The organism is Rhizobacter sp. (assembly GCF_032229685.1).
GTDB lineage: Bacteria > Pseudomonadota > Gammaproteobacteria > Burkholderiales > Burkholderiaceae_C > LMDS01.
On the sequence record NZ_JAVTWP010000003.1, the window covers coordinates 290,939 to 304,014 of the forward strand.

Sequence of the window (13,076 nt, forward strand, 5' to 3'; positions counted from 1 at the left end):
CGAGGCGCCGCTGCGCCCCGTAGCCGCCCGTGGCCGGGGGCACCGATACTGTGTTGCAGCGACCTTGGTGCAACAAGTAGGGGAAGCCCGGCGCGATCCTTACGCCGAACTTGCAAAGCGGCGCGGGTCTTCGCGGCCCGGGATAATCGCGGGCTGATGTCGAACGCTCCCCTTTCCGGCCCCGCCCCGGCGCGCACGCCGCGGCCCGCGGGCAACCCGCTTCCGCCGATCACGTACCCAGAGTCCTTGCCCGTCTCGGCGCGGCGCGAAGAGATCGCGCAGGCGATCGCGCAGCACCAGGTCGTGATCGTCTGCGGCGAAACCGGTTCGGGCAAGACCACGCAGTTGCCGAAGATCGTGCTGCAGCTCGGGCGTGGCAAGGCCCACACCGGCAAGCTGATCGGCCACACGCAGCCGCGCCGCATCGCCGCTTCGAGCGTGGCCAAGCGCATTGCCGAAGAACTGAAAACGCCGCTCGGCGAGATCGTCGGGTTCAAGGTGCGCTTTCAGGACCGGCTGCAGGCTGGCGCGAGCGTCAAGCTGATGACCGATGGCATTCTGCTGGCCGAAACCCAGACCGACCCTTTGCTGCGCGCCTACGACACGATCATCATCGACGAGGCCCACGAGCGCAGCCTGAACATCGACTTTCTGCTCGGCCACTTGCGGCAGATCCTGCCGAAGCGGCCCGACCTGAAGGTGGTCGTGACCTCGGCCACGATCGACGCCGACCGCTTTGCGCGGCACTTCGCATCATCGGCGGGACCGGCCCCGGTCATCATGGTGTCGGGCCGGCTGTTCCCGGTCGAACAACGCTGGCGGCCCTTCGAAGAGAGCCGCGAATACGACCTGAACGACGCGATCTCCGACGCGGTCAACGAACTCTGGCGTGAAGGCCCCGGCGACGTGCTGGTCTTCCTGCCGGGCGAACGCGAGATCCGCGAAGCCGCCGACCACCTGCGCAAACACCACCCGCCCGGTGTGGAAGTGGTGCCGCTGTTCGCGCGCCTGAGCCAGCAGGAACAAGACCGTGTGTTCGAGCCGCACGCGGCACGCCGCATCGTTCTGGCGACCAACGTGGCCGAGACTTCGCTCACGGTGCCCGGCATCCAGTTCGTGGTCGACGCCGGCACCGCGCGCGTCAAGCGCTACAGCTACCGCAACAAGGTCGAGCAGTTGCTCGTCGAGCCGGTGAGCCAGGCCGCGGCGAACCAGCGCGCCGGGCGCTGCGGGCGCGTGAGCGACGGCATCTGCATCCGCCTGTACGACGAGAAGGATTTCAACGAGCGGCCCAAGTTCAGCGACCCGGAAATCATGCGGTCGTCGCTGGCCGGCGTGATCTTGAGGATGAAGTCGCTGCACCTCGGCACGGTCGAGGACTTTCCGTTCCTCGAGCCCCCACCGAAGCGCGCCATCGCCGACGGCTACCAGTTGCTCGCCGAACTCGGCGCGGTCGACGACTTCAACGAGCTCACGCCGATCGGCCGCGAGCTTTCGCGCCTGCCGCTCGACCCGCGCGTGGGCCGCATGATTCTGGAGGCGCGCGACCGCCAGGCGTTGACTGAAGTGCTGATCATCGCCAGTGCCTTCAGCGTGCAGAACGTGCGCGACCGGCCCATCGAAAACGCCCAGGCCGCCGACGCCGCGCACAAGAAGTTCGATGACGAACGCTCCGAGTTCCTCGGCGACCTGAAGTTGTGGAAGTGGTTGGAAGACAGCAAGGGCGGGCAGGGGGAGCACAAGGTCTCGCAGCGCAAACAGGAACAACTGCTGCGCGACAACTTCATCTCGCCACGCCGCGTGCGCGAGTGGCGCGACATCCATTCGCAGCTGCACACCGTGGTGGCAGAACACCAATGGCGCTTGAACGGCGCGCCGGCCACCTACGAACAACTCCACCTGTCGATGCTGGCCGGCCTGCTCGGTAACATCGGCCTGAAGAGCGACGACGAAGACTGGTACCTGGGCGCGCGTGGCATCCGCTTCTACAAACACCCGGGTGCGAACCTGTCGAAGAAGCCGGGCCGCTGGATCGTGGCGGCCGAGCTGGTCGAGACCACGCGCCTGTTCGGGCGTGGCATTGCCGGCATCGAGCCGCAGTGGTTGCCGCAGATCGCCAGCCACATCATCAAGACGCAGTTGCTCGAGCCGCACTGGGAGAAGAAGGCCGCCGAGGTGATCGCGCTCGAGCGGGCCACGCTCTACGGCATCGTGATCTACAGCAACCGGCGCGTGAACTTCGGCAAGATCGACGCGGCGGCAGCGCGCGAGATCTTCATCCGCGAAGCGCTGGTCGCGGGCGAGTGGGATACGAAGCTGCCGTTCGTCGCGGCCAACGAGAAGCTGATCCGGCAGGTCGAAGAGCTGGAGCACAAGTCGCGCCGGCAAGACGTGCTGGTCGACGACGAGCTGATCCACGCGTTCTATGACCAGCAGCTGCCCGCCGACGTGTGCAGCGGCCACAGCCTGGAGCGCTGGTACCGCGACGAAGTGAAGCGCCAGCCGAACCTGCTGCTGCTCACACGCGAAGAGCTGATGCGCCACGAAGCGGCAGGCATCACGACGGCCGCGTTCCCGAAAACGCTGCGGCTCGGTGGCGTGGACTGCGCGGCCACCTACCTGCACGAACCGGGCGACCCGAAAGACGGCGTGACGGTGAGCGTGCCGATCTATTCGCTGAACCAGGTGAACGAAGAACGCTGCGAGTGGCTCGTGCCCGGCATGCTGAAAGACAAGGTGCTCGCGCTCGTGAAGAGCCTGCACCAGCGGCCGCGTTCGCGGCTCGTGCCCTTGCCGGAGTACGTGGACTCGTTCGTGGCAACCGTGCCCTTCGCACAAGGCGGCCTGATCGACGCCTTGCTCAAGCATGTGCGCGACAAGACCCAGCTCGACATCAAGCGTGCCGACTTCAAGCAGGAGCAACTGCAGCCGCACCTGATGATGAACTTCCGCATCAACGACGAACACGGCCGGCAGCTCGGCATGGGGCGCAACCTCGCGGCGCTGAAGGCCGAGCTGGGCACGCAGGCGCGCTCGGCCTTTCAGGCACTGGCCTCGCTGAAGCTCGACACGTCGCCGGCCCGGCCGGTGGCTGAAGCGGCGGGCAAGCCGTCGCCGCAAAAGTCGCTGGCGTCGGGTGCCATGCCTGCGCGCCAGAGCGACAGTGCACCGGCCGAGAAGCACACTGCCTGGACCTTCGGCGAGCTGCCCGAGCTGATGGAGATCCGCAAGGGCGGGCAGTCGCTGATCGGCTTTCCGGCGCTGATCGACAAGGCCACGCATGTCGAGATCGAAGTCTTCGACGAGCCCGAGGTCGCACGCCGCCAGCACCGCGCCGGTTTGCGACGGCTGGTCGCCCTGCAACTGCGCGAAGCGCTCAAGTACATGGAGAAGAACATCCCCGACCTGCGCACCATGGCGGTGGCCTACATGCAGGTCGGCCGCACGCCCGATGGCGCCGGCGGCGGCAGCGCCGACGAACTGCGCGACCAGATCATCGACGTGGCGCTCGACCGCGCCTTCCTGCTCGACCCGCTGCCCACCGACGCTGCGTCGTTCGCACGCCGCGTCGAAGAAGGCCGGGGGCGCCTGACGCTGATCGCCAGCGAGATCGCGCGCCTGGCCGCCGTGGTGCTGATCGAACACAACGCGGCCCTGCGCAAGCTGAAAGACGCCCGCGCATCGAAAGAGGTGAACGACGATCTGAATGCGCAACTCGCGCGGCTGATGCCCAAGCGCTTCATCAGTGCCACGCCCTGGGCGCAACTGGCGCACCTGCCGCGCTACCTGAAAGCGGTGGTGATGCGGCTCGACAAACTGCGCGCCGACCCGGCCCGCGATGCCCAGCGACTGGCCGAGTTGCGCCCGATCGAGCAGCGCTACTGGCGCCACCTGGCCGAGCGCAAGGGCGTGCAGGACACGCGCCTCGAAGAATTCCGCTGGTTGCTCGAAGAGTTGCGCGTGAGTCTGTTCGCGCAGGAGCTGCGAACGCCCCAGCCGGTGAGCGCCAAACGGCTGGAAAAGGTCTGGGCGCAGATGCTCGGTTGAGGGCAAAGCCCTGGCTGCACCGATGCGATACAGTGGCCGCGCTGGCCGAGGTGCAGCGCGCATGGTGCGCGCCCCCTCGGCGTCACAACGGGGGAACAAGCATGGGATACGTCTGGATGGCCGTCATCGGCTTCGTCGTCGGTTTGATCGCACGCGCAATCCTGCCGGGAACACAGAGCCTGGGGATCATCCTCACGGCCTTGCTCGGCATTGCCGGCTCGTTCCTCGCGGGCTTCGCCGGCCAGGCGATGGGCTGGTACGCGCAAGGTCAGGCGGCGGGCTGGATCGCATCGGTCATCGGCGCGATCGTGCTGCTGTTCATTGTCGGCAAGCTCAAGGGCCCGGGCTCGTCGAGCTGACGCCAGCGAGCCGATCGTGAGCCAAGCCGGCGAGTGGGTCGTGGTGCCCGACACGCCCAAAGAGATCGAGGCCGTGGTGCGCCAGTGCCGCCGCCTCGTGAACAAGCGTGCGCTGGTTGCGGCCGGCGTGGCCGTGGTGCCGATCCCCGGGGTCGACTGGGTCACCGACGTGGCGGTGCTGCTGCAGCTCATCCCCGAGATCAACCGCGCGTTCGGGCTCACGCCAGAGCAGGTCGAGCGGCTCGCGCCCGACCGGCGGCTGGCGGTCTACAAAGCCGTGTCGGCCGGCGGCGGGCTGCTGGTGGGCAAGCTTGTCACCCGAGAACTGGTGATGAAGCTGCTCAAGCTCGTCGGCGTGCGCCTCACCACGCAGCAGGCGGCGAAGTACGTGCCGATCGCCGGCTCGGCCGTCTCGGCCGTGCTCACGTTCTCTTCGCTGAAGTTCGTCTGCGAGCAGCACATCCAGCAATGTGTTTCGGTGTCGAGACAGCTGATGCTGCCCGCGCCGAGCCCGAGCGTCGCGGCTGCCTGAGTACAATTGTGGCTTCGTCGGGGCGTAGCGCAGCCTGGTAGCGCAACTGGTTTGGGACCAGTAGGTCGCGAGTTCGAATCCCGCCGCCCCGACCACCTTCTTCGGCCCACGCGCCACCCCATTCAGCCCGTAGCTCAACTGGATAGAGCACCGACCTTCTAAGTCGGATGTCGGGGGTTCGAGTCCCTCCGGGCTGGCCAAGTTACTGTTCTTGTTTGTCTTGATTGTCCATAATAGTTAGAAAAATCAAGTACTTAGGACTGACTTTCGGTCAAAGCCGGTCAGCCCTGAACAACACAGAACAGCCCCGGTTACTCCATTTGCTACAGTGACCCCCTACAGCAACTCACTTTCGAGCGGCTGGCACACCGGGGAGTTACTGCGATGGATTCACTCATCAAGGACGAGAAGAGTCTTCACCGGAGCATCACAGCGGCCGAGAAGGCGGGGCTGACTCGCGTGAGCGATGGCGGCGGGCTCTACCTGTTGCTCAAGGTCAAGGGCGGCGGCAGAGCGTGGCGCTTCGACTATGCCTTCGAGGGCAAGCGCAAGACGCTCAGCTTGGGTGTGTACCCTGATGTCGGCCTCGCTAATGCCCGCCAGCGGCGCAACGACGCACGCGCTCTGCTTGCACGGAACCTCGATCCCTCGGCCGAACGCAAGGTGGCCCGAAAGGTTGTGCAGAAAGCGGCCGTGGCCGAGCAACGAGTCGCCAAGGGACTGTCGGTGCCGGGAACCTTCCGCGACGTGTTCGAGCAGTGGCTCAGCACCAAGAGCCCCGGGCTGAGCGAATCCTACGTCACGAAGATCAAGGCCAGGTTCAACAACGACGTGTTGCCGTGGCTTGGTGACAAACAGATCGGCGACATCGACGAGAAGATGTTGCTCGAATGTCTGCGACGTGTGCAAGCTCGCGGTGCCATCGAGTCGGCGCACAGTAGCCTGCAGAACTGCGGGCAGGTGTTTCGCTTCGGCATTGCATCTGGGCTAGCAAGTCGCAATCCGGCTCAGGGAATGGCCGAAGCCTTGCAACCCGTGATCGTCACACACCAAGCGGCGATAACTGACCCTGCCCGCTTTGCTGAACTGTTGAAGGCGATCAACACATACCGGGGCAGCATATTGACCCGTATCGCGCTGCTCGTCACGGCTGCAACCTTCCAGCGCGTAGCGAACATTCGAGGCATGCGGTGGGCAGACCTTGACCTAGATGGTGACGCGCCGTTGTGGTCGATCCCTTCCGAGGATATGAAGCGCACCAAGCAACAAAAGGCCAGCGGCCGGCCCCACCTCGTGCCACTGGCAGCGCCAGTCGTGGCGTGGCTGAAGGAGATTCAGCCGCTTACTGGTTCGTCAGAGCTGGTGTTCACTGCTTCGACCTCAAATGTCCGCGTCATGAGTGAGAACACGCTCAACCAAGCCCTGAAGCGGCTGGACTTCGGCGGCGAGATTGTTTCCCACGGGTTCCGCAGCAGTGCTCGCACTTTGCTGGTGGAACGACTCGGAGCTGACCCAGAGATTGTTGAGGCCCAACTCGCACACGTTAAGTCGGGCGCGCTGGGCAGCGCGTATGACCGGGCGGAGTACATGAAGCAGCGGGTTCAGATGATGACCATGTGGGGCCGAGTCGTAGCGGACTGCGCTGCGGGCAAGGCTTTCCCACCTTCAGCACCAGTGGCACCTGTTGTTCCATTAGAAGACAAGGCCGACCCCGGGCTGTTGGCCTCGATCATTCAGAACCTGACCGGTAAGCGGGTAACTGCGGCGATGGTGAAGCGGCAATTGTCGAAGCTGGGTAGCTGAGCAGGCCCCGGTGCTGGGAAGCACCCGGCCACTCGACCTCGACCTCGACCTCGACCTCGACGGCAGGGGCGGCAACAGCCGGCAGGCGGCCTAGGCTGCCCCTAGGGCACCCGGCAGACCTTCCCGGGGCTGTGGCGGGCCTTCCCGGGCCGGCGGCGGCACGGACGGACACAGGAACTACTCCGGCAGCACCCCGGGACACCCCGGGGCACCCCGGGGTACTGGCAAACGAAACAGTCTGTTACGGACCGGTTTCCATGTGATCCCGGTGACTTGAGGCAGTAACTTCCTGTTTTAGATTCTCGGGACCATAGCCGGATGCGGCCTGCCAGTAAGAACCCATACGAAAAGGTATCAATATAGTTCCGTTCAATGGAGTCTGGATGATCCATGTTGACCGGCTATCAGATGAGGATTAGAAGCGAGCACTTCTTGAACAAAGGTGCTCGACATGAACGAAGTTGACCCCGATAGGGCAACCCTGCGCAGGCCAACCCGCTGGCTTAGGGTGAGCGACCTCGTGACGAACAAGAACTCGAAGACCCCGGGGCGCTTTCCGATTTCGAGAAGTTCGTTCTACGGCTTGAAAAACTTCCCGAAGCCCGTCTACCTGTCTCCGGGCACTCCCGTCTGGGACTCGGAAGAAGTCGATGCTTGGGAAGCTGCGCTGCGGGAGCAGCCGGTGGTGCCGAGCCGGGGCGGTGATCGCCGCAAGCGTGCGGCTGACGAGGCGTCGAAATGAGCCCCGAAAAAGATGAAGGGCGAGTGTCGAATTCACTCGCCCCTCTGTGCCGCTCAACTGTGGACTCCAGTGTATGCCGTAACCATGAAAAGCGGTGGTCAACCGTGCAGGCGCGGTTGTACTTGGCAGGCTTCACGGCGATCCGGATTGACGGTGACGACGGGGCGCCCGTGTATGTAGTCTCCAAGTACGCATTGACCCGCAACCTCCATTCGATCGACGCCGTCGAGGACTTCGCAAGACGCGCCGGGGTGGGGCAGTGACGGCGGCCGTGGCGCAGATCGACGCGCCGAGAGCGCCATTCGAGCTTCTCGCCGCCGCTGATCTGGCGCGGCGTCCACCGATGCGGTGGTGCGTAAAGGGATTGCTCCCAGACGAGGGCATCGCAGCCGTGTATGGCCCCTCCACGAGCGGCAAGAGCTTTCTCGCCCTCGACCTGGCCTGCGCCATCGCGGAGGGCCGCACTTGGTTCGGACGGAGGGTGACGCCGCACGATGTTGTGTATGCGGTGCTTGAGGGTGACGCCGGGTTCAGCGCCCGATTGGCCGCATGGGAGCAACACAACAGGCGGGCGCTGCCTAAGCGCCTGAAGTTCATCGTAGAGCCGATGAGTCTGCTCGATGATGTGATGAAGCTGACCGTCAGCTTGTATGGCATCGACCGCCCGGTCGTGTTCATTGATACCCTGAACGCTTCGATCCCCGGCGCCGACGAGAACTCGTCACGCGACATGGGGATGGCCATCGAGGCCGCGAAGAACATTGCGCGGTTCACCATCGGCGGGCTTTTGGTCTTGGTGGCCCACACCGGGAAGGACGAGTCACGGGGCCTACGTGGACATTCCTCGCTGTTCGCCGCACTCGATGCAGCGATCCAGACGACCCGTGACGGCGACACGCGCTCGTGGTGCGCCGCTAAGGCCAAAGACGGCCTCGATGGTGACACCTGTGGTTTCCGGTTGCGGCAAGTTTTCCTCGGCGTGGACAGCGATGGCGACACGATCACCTCCTGTGTCGTAGAGCAAGTCGATGCGCCAGACCGGCCTGTGCGCCGGCTCGGCGAAGTTGAGGGGGCGGTCCTCGAATTCCTCATCGCCCGACGCGTGGGCGTGAAGAAGACCGAGATTGCACAGCACTTCGACGGCAGATACCGGCGCACCTCGGTCTATCGGGCGCTCAAGGCACTGGTCAAGGCCGGCGCAGCACACGAATCTGTCGGCATGGTTGCAGCCGCTGCGGTGGCGAAATGAGCTTGTCTCTTTGTCTCGTCTCTGTCTCTCGGTTGTCTCTGAGACAAGCCCCGACTCTGTCTCTTTTGTCTCTTCTCCCTTTAGGGGAGAGACAAGAGAGACAAGGGGAAAGCGGGAGACGTGAAAACAAGAGGGGAGCGGCATGAGCGACACCCGAGGCCACGAGCGAGCCTTCAGAGTGGGTGAGTTCACCTGCACCTTGACGCTGACAACGCCCGCTGCCGGCGAGCCGCTGACGCTGGTGTGCGAATGGATGCCTCACATACCAACCTCGCTCACTCGCGGCGAGCGCAGGCAGTACGAGCGAGGCAGGGATGCGGCCATCGAGAAGCTCAGCAACGAGCTTCTGGCCGTGGCCCACGAGCGGCACTTGACATTGGCCCCTGATCCACTCGAAGACCGGCCGGAAGGTGTCACTTTGCAATAAGTGTGTGGGCTCTGATTGGCAGGCCTGATCCACCTATGAGCAATATATCAACAGGAATACAGTTACTGCATCAGGTCACTGAAAGTGCCCTTGATTCACCCACTTTTGAGCAAGACATGAACACCAACACCATCGACACAAACAACGCGGTCTTCATCCGCTCCGCACGAGTAGGCGGCGCCCGGCTCTTCTGTGGCCTCCCCGTCGGCCCGGCCAGCTCGCCAGCGAACACGATCACCGCATCCCTTGTGGCCGCGACCGAGGCCTACGCGCTGCGCGCCATCGACTTGCACGAAGCCACCGGGCTCGGGCCTGTCGAGCGCGGCGAGAAACTGCGGCAACTCAGCGGCCCACTACTCGCCGAACTGCAACGCGCTGGCGTGGCACTCGCCGCCGCGAGAGCGAGCCTTGAGATGCGGGTGAAGTCTGCCTCTGCTTTCGAGCAATGGGGGCCGAGCACTGCGTTCTTCACGGTGCAGATCGGGCTGAAGCTGGTGGACAAGTTCAACGCACTGCGTCCCATCGAGCAATCAGCACGGGTCGCGATGTCGATCACCGACCCGAGGTCGCACCCAGTCATGACGGCCGCACTGTTGGCCGTCCCCGGCGAGCTGACGAGCTTGACCGAAGTGCAGCGGGACTCGATGCGTGTAGCTGCGCTGCGGGCGTTCAAGCCTGCCGAATTCGCGACGCTCGATGTCGAACTCGACATGCTCACCTTGGCCGAAACCACTCTGGTGCAGGCCTGCCGCAGTGTGGCCGAAGGCTCGGGCACTTACCTCGACCTCGACGAACGTGCGCCGGCTGCCGCCGCCATCCGCTCGATCAAGCCGCTCGTGTGGGTGCCCGGTGCTGACGTGGACGATGGCCTCGGCGTGTCGATGCCGAAGGCGGCGTGACGTGATCTGTGCCTACAGGAAGACGGTGCCGTGACTGTCGAGCGAGACGACGCCGGTCGGTGGCTTCCCGGCTCAACGCCGAACCCCAGCGGGCGCAGGCCGGGTTCAGGAAAGATCGCGGAGCTGAGGGACAAGCTCGTCAACGGTGCGCTTGAGGGCGTCCTGGCGGTCGTGCATGAGGCCGCCATGAAGGGCGACATGGCCGCGGCCCGGCTGTTGATCGAGAGGTGTATTCCAACGGTGCGTGCGACGGGGCTGGCGACGCCTATCGCGCTGACGGGCAACACCTTGGGCGAGCAAGGCCGGTCAGTCTTGCAACAGGTCGCCGACGGCGCCATTGCGCCCGCTGAAGCTGGCGAGTTGCTGGCCGCGCTTGGTCATCTGTCAAGCATCACTGTGAACGATGAAATGGAAGCGCGTCTTGCTGGCATCGAGGCTCGAATCAAAGCAGACCGAGATCAATGAGTTCATCGACACGCCTCACTCGCTTGGCGAGACTCGAAGCATTGGAAAAGGTCGTGAACACCGACACCGGCGTGATCGTATTTGCGACGCTCTGCCAGCTCGGAAGTCTGAGTGATCGGGTTGTTCCAGTTGTCGCCTGCGAGGTTGGTCCGCAGCACAACAGAGTCCGATTTGATCGCTTGCCCGAAGAGACGCTGGAGCAACTGCATCAGCGGGCAAACCCGAGGCGTAGCTGGCGCGCTTGTCCGAGACCCATTTTTGGGCCGTGTGACGGCACCGCGTAAGTGCGACTTTTTGAGAGCGAAAGTTCGCAGCTCTCGTTGATCTCGTCGCAGCCCTTGTTCAGCTAGCCAAGGCGCCGATGTATCGTTGCTCAACGTCGAACATAGGGAGAACGCCTTGGGCATCAAGCAAAACTGGATCGTGACCTTTGGCCACGCTGAAGTCGACGGTGGCGCAATTACGCATGTGGTGAATCGTCTGTCACCTGCCCCCGAGCCAACCGACGAGTTAACGGAAGACGGCAGCAAGAGGGTCTTTGCTCCCCACACAATTCTTCGCTCAAACGTCGAATTTGAGCAGGGGACGATATCTTGGGAAGCGTATCTCACTGACAGCAAAAGCACGTGCGAACTTTTGCTACCTGCCGAACCGGGTGTGCCACAGGGTGGGGGTAGTGCGACTGACTCAGGGGTGGCAACAGACTTTCAGCTTGCGTTCGGTTTGAATAGCTTGGGCGCTCCGTATGGGTTTGCCGGGCTTCGGAACTTCCGTTGGGAAGCGGTGGAGGGTACCGGCCAAGGATCTGTTGTTCCTGTGCGCCGTTGGATCAGTGTGGCCGCGCATGTTGCTGGCTCCAAGGTCGACTTGTATGTGGACGGTGTGAAGGTTCTGTCGACAACGCGAACCCTGAGGCGAGGTCAAGTTGGCCTTTTCATGCAAGGCACCGCCCCAATCAAGTTTCGCAATCTGGTCGTAGAAGCACAACAGCCGATGTGCTTCATAGTCATGCAGTTTTCCGAGGACTTCAACGTTCTCTACACCGACGTCATAAAGCCGATGTGCGAGCAGTACGGGTACAAGGTAATCCGTGGTGATGACTTTCACACCTCAGGTCTGATCTTGGAAGACATCACGCAATCCATTCGTTCGGCCGCTTTGGTCATCGCGGACGTAACGCCCGACAACGCGAATGTGTTCTACGAACTTGGCTACGCGCACGGCATTGGCAAACCCACCATTCTCCTAAGCGACCGTCGGCGCGAGAAGCTTCCCTTCGACATATCCGGTTTTCGCACGCTGTTCTACGACAACTCAATCGGCGGAAAGGCTGTTGTCGAACAAAGACTCAAACAGCATCTCGAAGCGCTGCGCCGCAGATAGGTCACCTTCGGCATACAGTAACCTTATGCAGTAGCTAGGCTCTGAGTGCTTTCAAGTCACAGGTAGTTCGAGTCCCTCCGGGCTGGCCAATTCGACGCCCCAGGCCGCGCCACACGCCGCCGCCGCAAGCCCCGCGGAAGGTCAGGCGCAGATGGACCCGATTGGCCTGAGTCCGCCGGGGCGGTATGCTGCAAGACAACATTCACTTCGAGCCTGCCGCTCCGTCGCCTTGTCTTCCGCCGTCAAGATTTTCCAGGGACGCTTCGGCCGAGTGGCCTTGCTCGACATGGACGCGCCTCTGGTCGGCCATGCGCACCACCACTGCCACATTCTCATCAAGGCGGGTGGTGCTGACGGCGCGTTCAGCGTGCGTGGAGAGCGCGCGCCGTTGACCGACGACACGGCCGTGCTCGTCAACGCCTGGGAACACCATGCCTACGAGCACCCTGCCGCGCCGGGCCAGCGCACGCTGATCCTGGCGCTCTACATCGAGCCGGCCTGGCTCGCCGATCTGCAACGTTCGCTGGCGCTCTCGGGGCACCCGCGTTTCTTTCCGCAATCCTGCGTCCGCATCTCGGCAGCCACCCGCAAGATCACCGAGGAGTTCGTGCTCGAGCTGTGGTGGGCCGACGAGGTTTCTCCGGCGCGGCTGGAAGACCTGCTGTTCAACCTGATCGTCGCGGTGATCGAGAGCTATTCGGGGTGGCGTGACTTGGTCAGCCTGTTGCGCAGCAAGCCGCCGGTGGCGATGGACCCGCGCATTCGTCAGGCCATCGCACTGATGAAACAAGACACCGCGCACGAGCTCGACGTGGACGCACTCGCGGCCCGGGCCGGTGTCTCGCGCGCTCACTTCTTCACGCTGTTCCAGCGCGACACGCAGGTCACGCCGCTCGTTTACGCGAACGTGTTGCGCTTCGAGGCGGCGGTCGAGCGGCTCACGCACGGCAACGCGTCGCTCGGCGAACTGGCGCACGACCTGGGCTTCTCGGCTCCGGGTCACTTCTCGCGTTTCTTCCGCCAACACCTGGGCATCACGCCGAGCGACTACCGGCGCGTCGTCAACCTGTTCGAGCCGCCCGCGGGTGGCGTGTCGGTGCCACCGGTCATCTGAAGCTTTGCTGCGCCGCAGCACGCATGTGACCAGACGATTGGGTCATTGACCCGACG

General features: G+C 63.7%; 11 protein-coding genes and 2 tRNA genes. All 13 read left to right on the plus strand.

The window, feature by feature from the left end; genetic code table 11:
* Positions 1 to 156 precede the first annotated feature (156 nt).
* The 13 genes from hrpA to AC30PD_RS02380 all read left to right on the plus strand — a co-directional run bounded on the left by hrpA (position 157) and on the right by AC30PD_RS02380 (position 13,020).
* On the plus strand, positions 157 to 4,047 hold the full coding sequence (gene hrpA / locus AC30PD_RS02320) for an ATP-dependent RNA helicase HrpA (protein WP_489534017.1): 3,891 nt from the start codon (positions 157 to 159) through the stop codon (positions 4,045 to 4,047).
* Positions 4,048 to 4,148: 101 nt separating this feature from the next.
* Positions 4,149 to 4,406, plus strand: coding sequence for a GlsB/YeaQ/YmgE family stress response membrane protein (locus AC30PD_RS02325; protein ID WP_489534018.1), 258 nt, complete (start codon positions 4,149 to 4,151; stop codon positions 4,404 to 4,406).
* Between the two features lie 16 nt (positions 4,407 to 4,422).
* Positions 4,423 to 4,938 (plus strand): hypothetical protein, encoded by a 516-nt coding sequence (locus tag AC30PD_RS02330; RefSeq protein ID WP_489534019.1) that lies wholly within the window; start codon positions 4,423 to 4,425, stop codon positions 4,936 to 4,938.
* 18 nt (positions 4,939 to 4,956) lie between these two features.
* Positions 4,957 to 5,033 (plus strand) — tRNA-Pro (locus AC30PD_RS02335).
* Between the two features lie 28 nt (positions 5,034 to 5,061).
* A tRNA-Arg gene (locus AC30PD_RS02340) sits at positions 5,062 to 5,138 on the plus strand.
* A 184-nt stretch (positions 5,139 to 5,322) separates the two neighbouring features.
* Positions 5,323 to 6,741, plus strand: a complete 1,419-nt coding sequence (locus AC30PD_RS02345; protein ID WP_489534020.1) for a tyrosine-type recombinase/integrase — start codon at positions 5,323 to 5,325, stop codon at positions 6,739 to 6,741.
* A 451-nt stretch (positions 6,742 to 7,192) separates the two neighbouring features.
* Positions 7,193 to 7,483: a helix-turn-helix transcriptional regulator gene (locus AC30PD_RS02350; RefSeq protein ID WP_489534021.1), complete on the plus strand. Its 291-nt coding sequence runs from the start codon at positions 7,193 to 7,195 to the stop codon at positions 7,481 to 7,483.
* A gap of 271 nt (positions 7,484 to 7,754) precedes the next feature.
* A complete protein-coding gene (locus tag AC30PD_RS02355) occupies positions 7,755 to 8,732 on the plus strand; it encodes an AAA family ATPase (protein WP_489534022.1) in 978 nt (325 codons plus the stop codon).
* A 142-nt stretch (positions 8,733 to 8,874) separates the two neighbouring features.
* Positions 8,875 to 9,159, plus strand: a complete 285-nt coding sequence (locus AC30PD_RS02360; protein WP_489534023.1) for a hypothetical protein — start codon at positions 8,875 to 8,877, stop codon at positions 9,157 to 9,159.
* 116 nt (positions 9,160 to 9,275) lie between these two features.
* Entirely contained in the window at positions 9,276 to 10,058 is a 783-nt protein-coding gene (locus AC30PD_RS02365) for a hypothetical protein (protein ID WP_489534024.1), read from the plus strand.
* A 30-nt stretch (positions 10,059 to 10,088) separates the two neighbouring features.
* Positions 10,089 to 10,523, plus strand: a complete 435-nt coding sequence (locus AC30PD_RS02370) for a DUF5681 domain-containing protein (protein ID WP_489534025.1) — start codon at positions 10,089 to 10,091, stop codon at positions 10,521 to 10,523.
* 399 nt (positions 10,524 to 10,922) lie between these two features.
* On the plus strand, positions 10,923 to 11,906 hold the full coding sequence (locus tag AC30PD_RS02375) for a hypothetical protein (RefSeq protein ID WP_489534026.1): 984 nt from the start codon (positions 10,923 to 10,925) through the stop codon (positions 11,904 to 11,906).
* 229 nt (positions 11,907 to 12,135) lie between these two features.
* Positions 12,136 to 13,020, plus strand: coding sequence for a helix-turn-helix transcriptional regulator (locus AC30PD_RS02380; protein ID WP_489534027.1), 885 nt, complete (start codon positions 12,136 to 12,138; stop codon positions 13,018 to 13,020).
* Positions 13,021 to 13,076: the final 56 nt, after the last annotated feature.